At 74.8% G+C, this 15146-nt stretch carries 17 protein-coding genes; 6 read left to right on the forward strand and 11 right to left on the reverse strand.

Annotated elements, in window-relative coordinates; all coding sequences use genetic code 11:
• Positions 1 to 3 precede the first annotated feature (3 nt).
• Positions 4 to 738 (forward strand): tyrosine-protein phosphatase, encoded by a 735-nt coding sequence (locus tag BFL37_RS13005; RefSeq protein WP_086515519.1) that lies wholly within the window; start codon positions 4 to 6, stop codon positions 736 to 738.
• A gap of 27 nt (positions 739 to 765) precedes the next feature.
• Here BFL37_RS13005 and menD read toward each other — a convergent pair whose 3' ends face one another.
• Both menD and BFL37_RS13015 read right to left on the reverse strand, forming a co-directional pair.
• Entirely contained in the window at positions 766 to 2436 is a 1671-nt protein-coding gene (menD, locus tag BFL37_RS13010) for a 2-succinyl-5-enolpyruvyl-6-hydroxy-3-cyclohexene-1-carboxylic-acid synthase (protein WP_241534097.1), read from the reverse strand.
• A 93-nt stretch (positions 2437 to 2529) separates the two neighbouring features.
• On the reverse strand, positions 2530 to 2952 hold the full coding sequence (locus BFL37_RS13015) for a PLD nuclease N-terminal domain-containing protein (RefSeq protein ID WP_086515521.1): 423 nt from the start codon (positions 2950 to 2952) through the stop codon (positions 2530 to 2532).
• A gap of 139 nt (positions 2953 to 3091) precedes the next feature.
• On the opposite strand from BFL37_RS13015, the gene BFL37_RS13020 reads away from it, so the two are divergent.
• Complete coding sequence (locus BFL37_RS13020; protein ID WP_086515522.1) at positions 3092 to 3478, forward strand: DUF4229 domain-containing protein; 387 nt, start codon at positions 3092 to 3094, stop codon at positions 3476 to 3478.
• Positions 3479 to 3488: 10 nt separating this feature from the next.
• On the opposite strand, the gene BFL37_RS13025 is transcribed toward BFL37_RS13020, so the two are convergent.
• The 5 genes from BFL37_RS13025 to BFL37_RS13045 form a co-directional block, all read right to left on the reverse strand.
• The gene (locus BFL37_RS13025; RefSeq protein WP_241534078.1) at positions 3489 to 3758 is read right to left on the reverse strand and encodes a hypothetical protein; all 270 of its coding nucleotides are present in this window, start codon (positions 3756 to 3758) and stop codon (positions 3489 to 3491) included.
• A 119-nt stretch (positions 3759 to 3877) separates the two neighbouring features.
• Positions 3878 to 4858 carry a 1,4-dihydroxy-2-naphthoate polyprenyltransferase gene (locus BFL37_RS13030; protein ID WP_431305861.1) on the reverse strand — a complete coding sequence of 327 codons (981 nt, stop codon included), beginning with the start codon at positions 4856 to 4858 and terminating at the stop codon, positions 3878 to 3880.
• A gap of 118 nt (positions 4859 to 4976) precedes the next feature.
• Positions 4977 to 5729, reverse strand: a complete 753-nt coding sequence (locus BFL37_RS13035) for a histidine phosphatase family protein (RefSeq protein ID WP_086515523.1) — start codon at positions 5727 to 5729, stop codon at positions 4977 to 4979.
• A 96-nt stretch (positions 5730 to 5825) separates the two neighbouring features.
• Positions 5826 to 6734 carry a serine hydrolase gene (locus BFL37_RS13040; RefSeq protein WP_086515731.1) on the reverse strand — a complete coding sequence of 303 codons (909 nt, stop codon included), beginning with the start codon at positions 6732 to 6734 and terminating at the stop codon, positions 5826 to 5828.
• Positions 6735 to 6745: 11 nt separating this feature from the next.
• The gene (locus BFL37_RS13045) at positions 6746 to 8728 is read right to left on the reverse strand and encodes a M13 family metallopeptidase (protein WP_086515524.1); all 1983 of its coding nucleotides are present in this window, start codon (positions 8726 to 8728) and stop codon (positions 6746 to 6748) included.
• Positions 8729 to 8830: 102 nt separating this feature from the next.
• Between BFL37_RS13045 and BFL37_RS13050 the strand changes: the two genes are divergently transcribed.
• From BFL37_RS13050 to BFL37_RS13060, 3 genes are all read left to right on the forward strand, one after another.
• Entirely contained in the window at positions 8831 to 9028 is a 198-nt protein-coding gene (locus BFL37_RS13050; protein ID WP_086515525.1) for a helix-turn-helix transcriptional regulator, read from the forward strand.
• Complete coding sequence (locus BFL37_RS13055; RefSeq protein WP_086515526.1) at positions 9012 to 9413, forward strand: hypothetical protein; 402 nt, start codon at positions 9012 to 9014, stop codon at positions 9411 to 9413. Before BFL37_RS13050 ends, BFL37_RS13055 begins: the two co-directional genes overlap by 17 nt.
• A gap of 116 nt (positions 9414 to 9529) precedes the next feature.
• On the forward strand, positions 9530 to 10813 hold the full coding sequence (locus BFL37_RS13060; protein WP_086515527.1) for a uracil-xanthine permease family protein: 1284 nt from the start codon (positions 9530 to 9532) through the stop codon (positions 10811 to 10813).
• A gap of 81 nt (positions 10814 to 10894) precedes the next feature.
• Here BFL37_RS13060 and biuH read toward each other — a convergent pair whose 3' ends face one another.
• Both biuH and BFL37_RS13070 read right to left on the reverse strand, forming a co-directional pair.
• Positions 10895 to 11626, reverse strand: coding sequence for a biuret amidohydrolase (gene biuH / locus BFL37_RS13065; RefSeq protein WP_086515528.1), 732 nt, complete (start codon positions 11624 to 11626; stop codon positions 10895 to 10897).
• Complete coding sequence (locus tag BFL37_RS13070) at positions 11623 to 12999, reverse strand: purine-cytosine permease family protein (protein ID WP_086515529.1); 1377 nt, start codon at positions 12997 to 12999, stop codon at positions 11623 to 11625. Before BFL37_RS13070 ends, biuH begins: the two co-directional genes overlap by 4 nt.
• A gap of 148 nt (positions 13000 to 13147) precedes the next feature.
• On the opposite strand from BFL37_RS13070, the gene BFL37_RS13075 reads away from it, so the two are divergent.
• Positions 13148 to 13834 carry a GntR family transcriptional regulator gene (locus BFL37_RS13075; protein ID WP_086515530.1) on the forward strand — a complete coding sequence of 229 codons (687 nt, stop codon included), beginning with the start codon at positions 13148 to 13150 and terminating at the stop codon, positions 13832 to 13834.
• A 3-nt stretch (positions 13835 to 13837) separates the two neighbouring features.
• Here BFL37_RS13075 and BFL37_RS13080 read toward each other — a convergent pair whose 3' ends face one another.
• Both BFL37_RS13080 and BFL37_RS13085 read right to left on the reverse strand, forming a co-directional pair.
• On the reverse strand, positions 13838 to 14536 hold the full coding sequence (locus BFL37_RS13080; protein WP_086515531.1) for an HAD family hydrolase: 699 nt from the start codon (positions 14534 to 14536) through the stop codon (positions 13838 to 13840).
• A 44-nt stretch (positions 14537 to 14580) separates the two neighbouring features.
• Entirely contained in the window at positions 14581 to 15090 is a 510-nt protein-coding gene (locus BFL37_RS13085) for a MarR family winged helix-turn-helix transcriptional regulator (RefSeq protein ID WP_086515532.1), read from the reverse strand.
• Between the last annotated feature and the right edge of the window lie 56 nt (positions 15091 to 15146).

The following is a 15146-nucleotide window of genomic DNA, read 5'->3' on the forward strand; positions in this document are numbered from 1 at the left end:
ACGATGACCGCATCCGACCGCACCCTCCCGATCGACGGCCTCGTCAACGCCCGCGACCTCGGCGGCATCCGCCTCCGGGACGGCGGCACGACGCCCACCGGCGCCTTCGCCCGCTGCGAGGACGCCGACCTCATCGCCGACGCCGGCTGGGAGCGGCTGCGCGAGCTCGGCTACCGCACGGTGCTCGACCTCCGCCAGCCGGCCGAGCGCGCGCGGGACACGCATCCGCGCCCCGGATGGATCCACGTGGTGCACGTCGACCTCGACGGCCTCGACGACCACCCCGCGTTCTGGGTGCCGTACTGGGACACGGGCCTCGTCGGCACCCCGCTCTACTACCTGCCGCACCTCGCCGAGCTGCCGGACCGGGCCGGCGCCGCGCTGCGCACGATCGCGCACGCCCCCGCCGGCGGCGTCCTCTTCCACTGCGGCGCCGGTCGCGACCGCACGGGCCTCGTCGCGCTCCTCCTGCTGCTCGCGGCGGGCGCGGAGCAGGACGACATCGTCGACGACTACCTCGAGTCCATCCGTCGCGGCCCCGAGCGGTCGACGAACACCGGCCAGCCCGACATGGAGCCGGCGATCGAGGCCTTCCTCGCCGAGCGCGGCACCACGAGCGAGGCGGCGTTCCGGGAGGCGATGGCGGGGATCGACCTCGACGCGCTCTTCGACGCGGCCGACCTCACCGGCTCCGAGCGCGAGCTGCTGCGCACGTGGCGCGGAGCGATCCCGGCCTGACCGCGGAGCGGCGCGGGCGCGGGTCCGCTACCGGGCCAGCGGCACCTCGATGAGGAGCGGCGCCTCGGACGCGGTCGTGAGGGCCGCCTCCAGCTCGCCGTGCGTCGCGGCGCGCAGGTACGCCCATCCGTAGGCGCGGGCGAGGCCCTCGAGGTCCACCCGCTGCGGGGTGAACATCACGCGGTCGACGGCGTCGGGAGCGGCCGTGCGGGAGACCTCGAGGCCGTCGAAGATGGTGCCGCCGCCGTCGTTGCCGACGACGACCTGGATCCGGGGCATACGCTCGCCCGTGCCGATGAGCAGCGAGCCGACGTCGTGCAGGAGCGTGAGGTCGCCGACGAGCACCCGCGTGATCCCGGCGGCCGCGCTGCCGGATCCCGCCTGCGACGCGAGCGCGATGCCGAGGCCGGTGGAGACGGTGCCGTCGATGCCGGCGAGCCCGCGGTTGGCGTGCACGCGGACGCGCTTGCCGGGGAGCGCGCGGTCGGCCTCGCGGATGAGGCGCGACGCCCCGAGCACGAGCCGGTCGTGCGGCCAGGTGGCCTGCCACAGCGCGCGCACGAGGTGGCGGCGGGTGACGTCGGCGCGCACGGCGGCGAGCTCGGCGCGCGCGAAGTCCCGGCGCTCGGCGGGCGTGGTGCCGGAGGGCAGCAGCGGCGCGGACTCGGCCGCGGTGGCCTCGTCGAGGATCGCGCGGCTCGCCTGCACCCAGGTGCCGAGCCAGCGGCGGGCGTCGGCGGGATCCTCGGGCTCGCCCACCACGCGCACGGCGGCCGGGTGGGCGGTGACGCGGTGGCGCGGGTCGTAGTCCTCGCCGCCGGTGGATCCGACGACGATCGCCTCCACGTCCTCGCGCCCCACGAGCAGCGGGACCTCGCGGGTGAGCGTGGGGTGGCCGAACACGATGACGCGCTCGACCCGGTCGCCGAAGCCCTCGCGGGCGAGCAGCTCGCGGAACGAGACGACGAGGTTCGGGCCGAAGTGGGATCCGCTGGAGATCTCGGCGGCGAGCGGCCAGCCGCCGGCGCGCGCGAGCTCCTCGGCGGCCTCGCCCGCGGCGTGCCCGGCGACGACGAGCGTGCGCGGGCCGTGCGGGAGGTCGAGGACGTCGGCGGCGGGCGCCGTGTCGGCGGTGTCGGCGACCGAGGCGGCGGCCCGCGCCTCCGCGACGGCGTCCGTCAGGTCCGGCACGGCGACGGACAGCGGATCCCGGAACGCCACGTTGACGTGCACGGGTGTGCGCCCGTCGCGGGCCCGGCGGTACGCGTCGCGCGCGAGACCCGCGTCGCGCGCGAGGTCGTCGTCGGTCTCCTCGGGCGCGGGCACGTCGACGCACGCGACCCGGTCGCCGAACATGCCGGGCTGGCGGGTGGTCTGGTTGCTCGCGATGCCGCGGAGCTCGGCCGGGCGGTCGCCCGTGACGAGCAGCATCGGCACGCCCGAGTGCCAGCCCTCGAGCACGGCCGGGTGCAGGTTCGCGACGGCCGTGCCGGAGGTGGTGATGACGGGCGCCGGGCGGCCGGACTCGACGCCGAGGCCGAGCGCGAGGAACCCGGCGGCGCGCTCGTCGATGCGGACGTGCAGGCGCACGCCCTCGACGCGCTCCAGCTCCGCCGCGACGAGCGCGAGGGCCTGGGAGCGGGATCCGGGGCAGAGGACGACGTCGGTGACGCCCTCGCGCACGAGCGCCAGCAGCATCGCGAGCGCGCGATCCGTGGACGGGTTGCCCGTGCGGGGCGAGGTGGAGGACGGCTGGTGGGCGAGGTGGGAGCGGGTCTCGATCACCGGCGGTCAGGCGTCCCGGCGGCCGGGCGCGCGGTCGTCGTCGTCGCGGTTCGGCCGGGTCGGGCCGCCCGCGGTGCCGGGCTCCTGCGGGTCGTCGGGACCGGTGCCGTCGCTGTCGAGGTCGGCGAGCTCCTGCTCGAGGCGGCGGATCCGCTCCTCCTCCGACCGGGTGCGGCCGAGGCCGGAGAGGAAGTCGGGGTCGTCGTCCGGGCCGAGACGGCGGCCCGACGCACGGGCCAGGTCGGTGCGGTCCTTGCCGACGGTCAGCCACAGGATGCCGCCGATGACGGGCACCAGGACGACCACCGCGATCCAGGCGGGCTTCGGGAGACCGCGCATGCGGGTCCGCGGCGTCAGGGAGGTGTCCACGATGACGAAGACCGTGAAGAACACGATCACGACGGCGAGACCGATCAGCAGGCGGGGCATCTCCCGATGGTAGCTCCGCAACCGGGGAGGACGCCGGGCGTCCAGCGAGCGGGAAGAGGGCGCGGGCCGGACCCGGGCTGGGCGGTGGTGCACCCCACGGGCGAGGGGCCCGCACAGGCGCCCGACCTATGCTTGCCCGGTGAGTTCCCGTCGCTACTGGCTCGTCTACACCGTCGTCCGCATCCTCCTGTTCGCCGTCCCGTTCGGGCTGGTGGTCGCCGTGAGCCCGGACTTCTGGCCGCTGGCCGCCGTCATCGGCGCGGTGGTGTCGTTCTGCGGGTCCTACATCTTCCTGCGCAAGCAGCGCGAGGCCATGGCGGCGGATCTCGCGGCCGTCGCCGCCGGGCGCCGCAAGCCCGTGGAGGACGACGACTCCGAGGACGCCGCGGTCGACGCGGCCGAGCGCCGGGCGCGCACGGCGGGTGCCCCGGACGTCGCGACCGGGGTCGCGGGCACGCCGGGCGCCGGATCCGCCGACACCGCCTCCGCGGCCCCGCGCGCCGACGGCGAGGCCGAGCGCAGCTGAGGCGCGCGGGTCAGGCCGGGTCCGCGGAGCCGTCCCGCTCCAGGGGCACGTAGGCGACCCACCGGCCGCCCTTCGACGGCGTCGTGTCGCGCACCGCGGGCGGCGTGGTGCGGGTCGACGGCGTGAGGCGACCGCTGTCGAGCACGAGGTACCTCTCCCCCGCTCCCGCGTCCGCGTCCGCGATCGCCCGCGCGACGCGGGCTGCCAGCGCGGCGGCCGCCCGCTCGGGATCCGCCGCCGTCCGCTCCGCCCACCACGCGCCGAGTGCCGCGTCGACCACGAGGACCGCTCGACGCCGGGCGCCCTCACGCTGCCGCAGGGCGAGCAGCCGGGGGTCGTCGGTGGTCCAGGTCTCGTGGTCCGCGGCGAGCGCCCGGACGAGGTCGGGATCCGCCGCGCTCAGAACGCGAACGCGGCGCCGAGCCCCAGGCCGAACGTGAGCGCGGCCATGCTCGTGAGCTGCAGCGACAGGATCAGCTCCTTGGGGGTGCGTCCCGTGCACGCGATGATCGCGGCCGGCAGCGCCAGCACGAGCGTGAACAGCACGAGCAGCGCCTTCGGGTAGAAGAGGAAGAAGAAGACGACGATGCCGTAGGCGACGGCGATCTCGATGCAGTAGACGATGCGCGAGCCGCGCGGGCCGAGCCGCACCGCCAGGGTGCGCTTGCCGACCTTGCCGTCCTGCTCGATGTCGCGGATGTTGTTGACCATGAGCACGGCGCACGCGAAGCCGCCGGCCGCGACGCCGCCCAGCCAGCCCTCGCCCGTGATCCGGCCGATGAGGATGAACTGCGTGCCCGCCGTCGCGACCAGGCCGAAGAACACGAAGACGACGACGTCGCCCAGCCCGGCGTAGCCGTACGGCTTCTTCCCGCCCGTGTAGAAGTAGGCCGCGACGATGGCGACGGCGCCGACCGCGAGCAGCCACCAGTGACCGGTGATGAGCACGATCACGAGCCCGGCGACCGCCGCGAGGCCGAAGAACGTGAGCGCCACCGTGAGCACGGTGCGGGGCTTCGCGGCGCCGGATCCGGTGAGGCGGGCGGGGCCGACGCGCACGTCGTCGGTGCCGCGGACGCCGTCGGAGTAGTCGTTGGCGTAGTTCACGCCGATCTGCAGCAGCACCGCGACGGCGAGGCAGAGGAGCGCGAGGCCGAGGTCGAGGCCGTCGGGTCCCATCGCGCGCGCGGCGCCCGTGCCGATCGCGACGGGGGCGACGGCGAGCGGGAGGGTGCGGATGCGGGCGCCGGAGATCCAGTCGCCCGCGGTGGCCTTCCGCACCTGCGCGGGGTTGCCGGAGCGGGCCTTGGCCGGGGATCCGGGACGGGTCCGTGCTGCGGACGAGGGGGCCTGCCGGATGCGCTTCTTCTTCTGTGCCACGAGGGGCGATCCTACGCGCCGGGCCCCTGCCCGACCGCGCCGGGCGATCGGTCCGCACTCGGGCGGGCGGCCGACGCGCGACCGGGCAGGCCCGCGGGACGACCCGGGCGGCCGGCGGCTAGCGGCTGCCGCCCACGGGCGACGGCGCCCAGCCGTCCGCCGGGCAGTTCCAGCGCATGATCGCGTGGCGGCCGTGCTCGAAGCCGAGCTCGCTGAGCGTGGAGGTGGAGAGGGTGAGGATGCCGCCGGCCTCGGCGGGCAGGCCGACCCACGCGACGGCGAGGGACCGGATCACGTGGGCGTGCGCGACGAGCAGCACGTCCTGGCCGGACTCGAGCACGGGCAGCACGCGCTCGAGCACCTGGAGCACGCGGTCGCGGACCTGCTGGGACGTCTCCCCCGGGGTGTCGCCCGCGGGGACGCCGTCGGTCCAGAGGTCCCAGTGGCCGCGCTCGGACTGGATATCGGCGGTCGTGCGGCCCTCGTACGCGCCGTAGTCGAACTCGACCAGGCGGTCGTCGACCTCGGCCTGGTCGCCGTAGCCGATGAGCTCGGCCGTGCGCTGCGCGCGCGCCCGGGGGCTCGCGAGCACCAGACCGAACTCCGTGCCGGCGAGCACCTCGCCGACCGCGCGCGCCTGCTCCTCGCCCGTCTCGGTGAGGGGGATGTCGGTCGTGCCGGTGTGGCGCCCGTTGACGCTCCACTCGGTCTGACCGTGGCGCACCATGACGATGCGGCCGCGGACCTTCTCCTGCCACTCCGGGGTGCCGGGGATCTCCGCGCGCGCGATGGCCGCATCCACCTCCGCGTAGACGGGCGCGACGTCGTCGCGGGCGAGGCGCTTGGCGGTGGCGGGGTTCATGCCGGTCATGCGGGGGTCTCCTCCGTCGTCCGGGCGGGTGGCGGACGACAACCGACTCTACGCCCGGGCGGATCCGCGGCCGATGGGCGACGGGATCCGCGGGGCTCAGTGCACGTGCTCCAGCAGGTCGAGCCCGACCACGCCCAGGGCGTCGCGGACGGCGAGCCGGGCGCGGAGGTCGGCGTCGTCGAAGTGCACCATCACCGCGTACGCGACCGCGCCGCGCGGCCCGCGGAGCACGCCCGCCTCGGCGCGCACGCCCGCGTCGACACCCGTGCAGTCGACCAGCGCCATGCCGTGCTCGCCGCCGCGGCCCACCGGCGCATCCAGCCCGAAGGAGGCGGCCACCAGCGACCGGTCGGTGTTGAGCGCGAGCCAGCCGACCACGCGCGTGCTCGTCTCCTCGTCGACGACCTCGCCGTGCACGAGCGAGGCGAAGAGCGACGCGAGCTCGCGGGCGGATCCCACGGAGAGCTGCGGGGCGTCGTCCGGCCCGCGGGTGCCGCGCGCCACGTCGAGCAGCGCCGTGCGGCGGAGGCCGAGGGACTCGGCGCGCGTGCGGACGGCGTCGAGGCCGACGAGACCGAGGAGCGCGTTGGTCGCCGCCGCGTCGCCGGTCGCGCCGACGAGCGACGCGAGGTCCGTGACGGGCAGCGACGGCACCACGAGGTGGCGCCAGAGGCCCGCGGTGCCGCCCTCGTCGTCGGGTCCGCGGTCGACGAGGTGCAGCGGCGAGAGGTCGCCGCCGGTCATGCGCGCGGAGAGCTCGATGAGGAGGAGCACGCGGCCGAGGCCCGCGGCGGGCAGGGCGACGTGGTCGTCGACCTCGAGCACGACCTCGCCCGAGTCGAGGTCGATCGCGCGGGCCGCGACGCGCATCCCGTCGAGGGCGAGGCCGCCGAGCGCGCGGAAGGCGGGGCGGAAGCCGTCGGTGGGCTCCTCCCCCGCGTGGCGCGCCGGACCGCCCCCGGCGTGGCGGGGGCGGCGGCGCGGATCCTCGCCGGCGGCGACCATCGCGCGGCGCGTCACCAGATGGTGACGCGGGCCCCCTCGTCGAGCCAGAGGCCGTCGCCCGGCTGCACGTCGAACGTGTCGTAGAACGCGTCGATGTTGCGGACGATCTGGTTGCAGCGGAACTCGTTCGGCGCATGGGGGTCGATGGCGAGCAGGCGCATCACCTCGGCGTCGCGGCCCTTCTGCTGCCAGGCCTGCGCCCAGGAGAGGAAGAAGCGCTCGGCACCCGTGAGGCCGTCGATGACCGGCGGCTCGGCGCCCTCGAGCGAGAGGAGGTACGCCTTCCACGCGATGGACAGGCCGCCGAGGTCGCCGATGTTCTCGCCGATCGTGAGCGCGCCGTTGACGTGGGGCGCGTCCTCGGCCGTGAGCTGCGCGGGCACCAGGGCGTCGTACTGCTGGATGAGGGACGCCGTGCGCTCCTCGAACGCGGCCCGGTCGGCCGGGGTCCACCAGTCGGTGAGGCGGCCGTCGCCGTCGTAGCGCGAGCCCTGGTCGTCGAAGCCGTGGCCGATCTCGTGGCCGATGACCGCGCCGATCGCGCCGTAGTTCGCGGCCGGATCCCGCGCCTCGTCGAAGAACGGGAACTGCAGGATCGCGGCCGGGAACACGATCTCGTTGAAGCCGGGGTTGTAGTACGCGTTGATGGTCTGCGGCGTCATGAACCACTCGTCGCGGTCGAGCGGGGCCCCGATCTTCGCGAGCTCGCGGCGCGTCTCGAACCGGGCGGTCGCGCGGACGTTGCCCACGAGGTCGGTCGGGTCGATCTCGAGCGCCGAGTAGTCGCGCCACGTGTCCGGGAAGCCGATCTTCGGGGTGAACTTCTCGAGCTTCTCGAGCGCCCGGCCGCGGGTCTCCTCGGTCATCCAGTCGAGGCCGGAGATGGACTGCCGGTACGCCTCGACGAGGTGGCCGACGAGCACGTCCATCTCGGCCTTCGCGGTGCGGGAGAAGTGGCGGTCGACGTAGATGCGGCCGATGGCCTCGCCCATGGATCCCTCGACCAGCGAGACGCCGCGCTTCCACCGCACGCGCTGCTCGGGCGCGCCCGTGAGCGTGCGGCCGTAGAAGTCGAACGACGCCTCCGAGAAGGCCTTGGGGAGGAGGGCCGCGTTGGAGCGGACGACCTGCCAGGTGAGCCAGTCGCGGAGCGCCGGGACCTCGGCGTCCGTCAGCAGCGCGCCGAGGCCCTCGGCGAACGACGGCTCGCGGAGCACGAGCTCGTCGAGCGCGGCGGCGGGCGCCTCCAGGGCGTCGCGCCAGACGTCGAGGTCGGCGCCGGCGGCCTTCGCGACGAGGTCGCGGAGGTCAGCCCAGGTGACGAGGTTGTAGGTGGCCTGGCTGTCGCGGGTGCGGACGTTGTCCCAGTGGGCGGCGGCGATGCGGGTCTCGAGGTCGAGGATCCGGTCGGCGCGGCCGGCGGGATCGTCCAGCTCCGCCAGGCCGAGCATCCTCTCGACGAAGGCGCGGTAGGCGTCGCGGACGGCCGCGTGGCCCGCCTCGCGGTAGTAGCTCTCGTCGGGGAGGCCGATGCCGCCCTGCTCGACCTGGACGATGTAGCGCTCGGGGTCGCCCGGGTCGTTGTCGACGAAGAGGCCGAGCAGGCCGCTGACGTTGGTCTGCTCGAGGCGGCCCAGGGTCGCGAGGAAGGACGGGACGTCGGCGACGGCGGCCGCCGCGTCGAGCTGGTCGCGGATCGGCTCGACGCCGAGGCGCTCGACGCGCTCCTCGTCCATGAAGCTCGTGAAGAGGTCGCCGGTCTTCCGCTCCTCGGTGCCGGGCTCGGCGTCGACGGCCTCCTCGATGATCACCCGCACGGCGTCCTCGGCCGCCTCGGCGAGCTGGTGGAACGAGCCCCAGCGGGCCTTGTCGTCGGGGATCTCGGTGCGGTCGAGCCAGCGGCCGTTCACGTGGAGGTAGAGGTCGTCCTGCGGCCGGACCCCCTCGTCCAGCTCGTCGGTGCGGATCCCGGTCGGAGGTGTCTCGGCGCTCATGGGCATGAGCCTAGGCGCGTCGACCCTGCCGCCGCCGGGAGCCTGCGGCCACGGTGACAAGCGCGCTTGACACTCCCGGGGTGTCAAGCTAGCTTGTCATCCATGCGCAGCGAGGTGAGGGAGCTCCGGACGGCGGCCGGCCTCTCCCAGCAGGCCCTCGCCGCGGAGCTCGGCGTCTCCCGCCAGACGATCAACGCCATCGAGACGGGCCGCTACGACCCGTCGCTCGCGCTCGCCGTGAGGACGGCCCGCTTCTTCCACCGATCCGTCGAGGAGGTCTTCCATGTCGAAGACGACTGAACGCCGCGGGATCTCCCGCGTGAACGTGATCCTGGTGTCCGTGTTCGGCGCCGGTGCGTTGATCTGCGCGGTGACCGGCAACGTGCCCGGAGCGGTCGTGCTGACCGTCTTCGGCGTCCTGGGCCTCGCGGGGGCCCTGTACGCGGCCCGGCCGGGAGCACGCGACGTCACCAGGATCAACGGGCTGGAGTACCGCGACGAGCGGGACGGGCGCCTGGCGCAGCAGGGCTTCGCGGTCGTGGGGGTCGCGGCGCTCGTCATCTCGGTCGCGGCGTTCGTGGTCACGACGCTGATGGGCCGGATCGACTGGTTCATCTGGGGGCAGACGATGGCGCTGGCCATCGTGTGGGGCATCGCGAACTCGGTGGTCGTCCGCCGCAGCTGACGCAGCGCGCACCGGACCGCCGCCGGATCCGCCCCGCGAAACGCCACCGCAACACGGCCTCGCTACGCTCGCGGATCGGGGCGTCTCCCCACACACCCGCGCGGAAGCAGGCGAGCATGGCCCGACAGATCTGGACCCTCCACGGCGACGGACGGGCGGTGGACGCCTCCGCGGTCGTCGGCCCCGGCGAGCGCCTCACCTGGCCGCGCACCGTCGGGCTCGGGATGCAGCACGTCGTCGCGATGTTCGGCGCGACGTTCCTCGTGCCGGTGCTCACGGGCTTCCCGCCCACGACCACGCTGTTCTTCTCCGGGATCGGGACGATCCTCTTCCTCCTCATCACGAAGAACCGGCTGCCCAGCTACCTCGGCTCCTCGTTCGCGTTCATCGCGCCGATCCTCGCGGCCAACGCGGCGACGGCCTCGGGCGGGGGCGGCATCGGAGCGGCCCTCGCGGGCATCGTCGCGGTGGGCGTGATGCTGGCGGTCGTCGGCGGCATCGTGCAGCTCACCGGCACCGGCTGGATCGACGCGCTGCTGCCGCCCGTCGTCGCCGGCGCGATCGTCGCGCTCATCGGCTTCAACCTCGCCTCCGCCGCCCGCGACAACTTCGTCGTCGCGCCCGTGACGGCGACCATCACGCTCGCCGCGGTGATCCTCTCGACCGTGCTGTTCCGCGGGATCCTCGGCCGGCTCTCCATCGTGCTCGGTGTGGTCGTCGGGTACGTCGTGGCCGCGATCCGCCAGGAGATCGACTTCTCGAAGATCGAGGCCGCCGCGTGGATCGGGCTGCCCGAGTTCCACGCGCCCGAGATCACGCCGCAGTTCTGGTCGCTGCTGCCCGCGTTCCTGCCGGTCGTGCTCGTGCTGGTCGCCGAGAACGTGGGCCACATCCGGGGCGTCGCGCAGATGACCGACGCGAGCGTCAACAAGCTCACGGGCCGCGCGCTGCTGGCCGACGGCATCGCGACCGTGCTCGCGGGCCTCGGCGGCGGATCCGGCACCACGACCTACGGCGAGAACATCGGCGTGATGGCCGCGACGCGCGTCTACTCGACCGCCGCCTACTGGGTCGCCGGCGCCTTCGCCGTGCTGCTCGGCCTCTCGCCCAAGGTCGGCGCGGTCATCAACACGATCCCGCCGGGCGTGCTCGGCGGCGTGACCACCGCGCTGTACGGCCTCATCGGGATCATCGGCGTGAAGATCTGGCTCGACAACAAGGTGGACTTCTCGAAGCCCGTCAACCAGCTCACCGCGGCGACCGCGCTCATCGTCGCGATCGCGCCCTTCACCTTCACGCTCGGCACCGTCTCGTTCAACGGCATCGCGCTCGGCACCATCGCGGCCATCGTGATCTACCACGTGATGCACACGGTCGCGCGGCTGCGCGGGACGGACTAGCGGGCAGCGGCCGCCCACCCTCGGCCCGGCGTCCGCGGGTGATCCCGCCCCGCGCGGAGGCGGTCGACGGGATCCCGCCCGTCAGGAGCGCGGCGCCGCCCCACCGAGGGCGGCGAGCACGTCGTCGGAGGTGGCGACCGCGCCGAACACGCCGCCCTGCATCGTGACCATCCGGAGCGCCGCCTCGTGGTTCGCCGGATCCGTGGCGCCCGTGCAGTCGGACAGCACCAGGCACTCGTAGCCGCGGTCGTTCGCCTCGCGCATGGTCGTGGAGACGCAGACGTCGGTCGTGATGCCCGTGAGGATCAGCCGGTCGATGCCGCGCGAGCGCAGCAGCAGGTCGAGGTCGGTCGCGTAGAAGGCGCCCTTGCCCGGCTTGTCGATCACGGGCTCGCCCGCGAGCGGGGCCACCTCGGGGACGATCTCCCAGCCGGGCTCGCCGCGCACGAGGATCCGCCCGCACGGGCCGACGCTCCCGATCTCGGCACCCGCGCGCTCCGACCGCCAGCGCTTGTTCGCGGGCAGGTCGGAGAGGTCGGGGCGGTGGCCCTCGCGGGTGTGGATCACCGTCATGCCGAGCGCCCGCACCCGCGCGAGCAGGCGGGCGGTGGGCGCGAGGCCGGCGCGGGTGAGGGCGAGGTCGTAGCCCATGCGGTCGACGTAGCCGCCGACGCCGCAGAAGTCGACCTGCCAGTCGATGCAGACCACGGCGGTGCGGGCGACGTCGACGGCGCCGTCGTAGGGCCAGGCGTACGGATCCGCCGCGACGGCCGTGGTGCCCGCGACGGTCGCGGGCACGGTGACCGCGCTCACGAGCGGGCCTCCCCCGCCTCGACGGCCGCGCCGAGCGGGGCGCGCGCCCGCCCAGCGGCGTCCGCGACGACGAGCACGACCGCGCCGACGACCATGCCGACGACGGCCGTCGACAGGAAGTCGGCGTACGCGTGGGCCACGAGCGCGACCGCGGCGCCGACCGCCCAGCCGACGAAGGCGGGGGCGCGCCAGGCACCGCGCGCGCCGACGGATCCGGCCGCCGCGCGTCGCGGCGCGAGCACCAGCTGGTCGACGATGAGCACGACGCCGATGGGCGGCACGATCACGCCCAGCAGGTTGAGCCACGTCTCGAAGTACGACCAGATGCCGGCGACCGCGAGGACGACGCCGACCGCGCCGAGCACGAGCGTCGTGCGGCGCATGCGCATCCCGGTGAGCTGGCTCCAGCCGACGGCGCCGTTGTAGAGGCAGTGGGCGCACACGGATCCGAGGTTCACCACCACGAACAGCACGGCGAGCGGCACCAGCGCGCCGCCCTGCGCGACGAGGATGCCGAGGAAGTCGCCGCCCGCCGTCCCCGGCTCGGCGGCGCCGCCCAGCGCGACGACGAGGCCGCCGACCGCCAGCGCGACGGCGTTGCCGAAGGGGAACGCGGCGAGGGTCGCGAGCACGGCCTGCCGACCCGAGCGCGCCCAGCGCGTGAAGTCGGCGGTCATGGTGCCCGAGTCGGCGAAGAGCGCCACGACGAGGGTCACGGCCGCGCCGAAGCTGAGCGCACCGGCTCCCGCCGCGGGCGCCGTCTGCAGCTCGGCGCCGCCCGGCCGCGTCGCGACGATGACGACGGCGACCGCGCCGAGCACGAGGTACAGGGGCGCGGCGACCACGCCGATCCAGGAGAGCGCGCGGATGCCGAGCAGCGTGACCGCGACGAAGAGGAGGCCGGCCGCGAGCGTGGTGCCGGTCTGGTCCCAGCCGAGGCTGCCGTGCAGCGTGGATCCGGTGAGCCCGGTCTGGAACGCGAACCAGCCGATGACCACGGTGGCGAGGAAGCCCGCCGGCACGACGTACCCCTTCGCCCCGAACGTGCGCATGGCCATGAGCGCGAAGCTCTCGCCGCTGCGGCCGGCGAGGTAGCTGAGCGCCCCGACGTAGACCATGAGGACGAGGGTGCCGACCGCGATGGCGCCCATGCCCGGCCAGAAGCCGAGCGAGTGGACGACGAGGCCGCCGAACACGGCGCAGGTGAGGATCATCGGGAAGCCGAGCCACACGGCGGCGACCGAGGCGGTGCGGCGGCGGGCGTGCGGGGGCACGGGCTCCGACTCGTACTCGGAGAAGGCGGCGCGCGCGTCGGGGTCGGGCTCGGGATCGACGGCGGTTCGCGCGGCCGGCGGAGCGGCGGGGTGCGACATGGGGCCTCCTCGGCGGGTCAGGGACGCCGGTGGGGATCCGGCTGCGTCCTATAGGAACAGGGCGCCGCCACGCGTGCGTTTCTACCGTGTTTCCGGGATGTGAAACACGTCTGGGTGGTGGCTCGGCCGCGGATCCTATAATCGGACGGTGCCCGCTCCCGCCCTGGTCCCCGCCCGTCTCGGCGCCGCGGAGCGCGTGCGGGTGATGCTCGAGGAGGAGATCCTCGGCGGCGTCATCGCCCCCGGATCCCGCGTGAAGGCCGACGAGGTCGCCCAGCGGATGGGGACCAGCCACATCCCCGTGCGCGAGGCGCTGCGGGCGCTCGAGACCGACGGCTGGGTCGTGCACCGGGCGCACGAGGGCATGTCGGTGCGGCCGCGCGTGCTGTCCGAGCTGGTGGACCTCTTCGAGGCGCGCGCGCTCGTGGAGCCGCGGGCCGTCGAGCTCGCCGCGGGACGCCGGACGTCGGACGACCTCCGCGAGCTCGAGCGGGTGATCCGGCTGCAGGAGCGGAGCGCGGATCCCGCCGACCTCGCGCGCCTCAACCACGACTTCCACGTGGCCCTGGCCCGCGCCGCGCACAACAGCGCGCTGGCCGAGGTCGTCGTGTCGATGTCGAAGCACGTGCGCTTCCACTACCTGCCCGCCGCGAGCGCGCGCAGGCCCGACTCGCTCGCCGACCACCGCGAGCTGCTGGCGCTGGTGGAGCGGCGCGAGGGCGAGCGCGCGGCGGATCTCGCGCGCCGGCACATCGACGCGACGCGCGTGGACGCGTGCGCGGCGCTCGAGGCGCTGCTCCGCGAGGAGGCCGCGGCGGCCGCGACCGCGGGCTAGGCCTCAGAGCCCGAGCAGCCGCTCCAGCGCCGGGTCCTCCAGGGAGTCGAGCACGAGGTCCGCGCCCGCGTCGCGCAGCTCGTCGGCCGAGTAGTGGCCGCTCGCGACGCCCACGGCGGTCGCGCCCGCGTCGTGCGCGGAGGTGATGTCGTTCGGGGTGTCGCCGACGACGAGGACCTCGCCGCGCGCGGGCTCGGCGCCGCGGAGGGTGCCGGCGGTGGCGATGGCCCGGCGGACGACGTCGACGCGGTCGGGCGCGTCGGATCCGTAGGCGCCGAACACGAAGAACCGGCCGAGCCGGGCGGGCTCCATCTTCGTGCGGGCCGCGCCCTCCATCGCGCCGGAGACGACGCCGAGCACGACGCCCGCGTCGGCCAGCCGGTCGAGCAGCGCCTCCGCGCCGTCGAGCACGCGGTAGCCCTCGGAGACGCGGATGTCGTCGGCGAGGTGCCGGAGGTAGGAGGCGTAGAGGCGGGCGAGCTCGGCGGGCTCGGGATCCCGGCCCATCACGCCGCGGAACGTGGCGGCGCCGACCTGCGGATCCGTCTCCCCCGCCGACGAGTGCTCGCCGATGTCGGCCGCGACGTCGTGCACGTCGCGGAAGGCCATGGCCCAGCTGCGGGTGCCGGATCCGCCGGTGTGGATGAGGGTCTCGTCGATGTCGAAGAGGACGGCGGGCGGGAGGGGTGCGGTATCTGCCATCCGTCCATCGTGCTCCGGCGGACCTCCGCGCGACCTGCCCGAGGTCAGGACCGGCGCGTGCGCAGCCGCTCGGTGGTGCGGGCGATCACGCGCAGGCTGTCGATGAGGGTCGCGATCTGCTCGCGGCTGAGGTCGGCGAGCACCTCGTCCTCGTCGGCGACGAGGCGGCGCATCGCCCGGTCGACGCGCTCGATGCCGAACGGCGTGAGCACCACGAGCCGGCTGCGGCCGCCCGCCGGATCCTCCTCGCGCGTGATGAAGGAGCGCGCGGTCAGCCGGTTCACCCGGTGCACGAGGCTGCCCGTGTCGGTGCCGAGGCGCTCGGCGAGCCCGGCGCGCGTGAGGCCCGCGTCGCCCTGCTGGCGGAGCACGGACAGGAACTCGAACTCGCTCGTGGTGAGGCCCTCGGCGGCGAACGCGCCCTCGCGGATGCGCTGCATCTGCGGCAGCAGGCGCCGGAGCCTGGACACCACGTCGAGCGGCGCGAAGTCGACGTCGGGCATGGCCGCACCCCACGCGTCGATCACCAGGTCGACGTCGTCGTCATCCTTCATCGGGACTCCCACCGTCGCGTCCACGCTACCCGGGCTCCGGCACGTCGCGGGCCGGT

This window comes from Clavibacter michiganensis, from assembly GCF_002151125.1.
Lineage (GTDB): Bacteria > Actinomycetota > Actinomycetes > Actinomycetales > Microbacteriaceae > Clavibacter > Clavibacter michiganensis_C.

Coding starts and splice junctions, on each gene's coding strand:
- BFL37_RS13060 (WP_086515527.1), top strand. CDS start 9,530: ATGGCCCGACAGATCTGGACCCTCCACGGCGACGGACGGGCGGTGGAC.
- BFL37_RS13080 (WP_086515531.1), bottom strand. CDS start 14,536: ATGGCAGATACCGCACCCCTCCCGCCCGCCGTCCTCTTCGACATCGAC.
- BFL37_RS13040 (WP_086515731.1), bottom strand. CDS start 6,734: ATGGTCGCCGCCGGCGAGGATCCGCGCCGCCGCCCCCGCCACGCCGGG.
- BFL37_RS13045 (WP_086515524.1), bottom strand. CDS start 8,728: ATGAGCGCCGAGACACCTCCGACCGGGATCCGCACCGACGAGCTGGAC.
- BFL37_RS13015 (WP_086515521.1), bottom strand. CDS start 2,952: ATGCCCCGCCTGCTGATCGGTCTCGCCGTCGTGATCGTGTTCTTCACG.
- BFL37_RS13070 (WP_086515529.1), bottom strand. CDS start 12,999: ATGTCGCACCCCGCCGCTCCGCCGGCCGCGCGAACCGCCGTCGATCCC.
- BFL37_RS13050 (WP_086515525.1), top strand. CDS start 8,831: ATGCGCAGCGAGGTGAGGGAGCTCCGGACGGCGGCCGGCCTCTCCCAG.
- BFL37_RS13085 (WP_086515532.1), bottom strand. CDS start 15,090: ATGAAGGATGACGACGACGTCGACCTGGTGATCGACGCGTGGGGTGCG.
- BFL37_RS13055 (WP_086515526.1), top strand. CDS start 9,012: ATGTCGAAGACGACTGAACGCCGCGGGATCTCCCGCGTGAACGTGATC.
- BFL37_RS13005 (WP_086515519.1), top strand. CDS start 4: ATGACCGCATCCGACCGCACCCTCCCGATCGACGGCCTCGTCAACGCC.
- menD (WP_241534097.1), bottom strand. CDS start 2,436: ATGCTGCTGGCGCTCGTGCGCGAGGGCGTCACCGACGTCGTCCTCTGC.
- BFL37_RS13035 (WP_086515523.1), bottom strand. CDS start 5,729: ATGACCGGCATGAACCCCGCCACCGCCAAGCGCCTCGCCCGCGACGAC.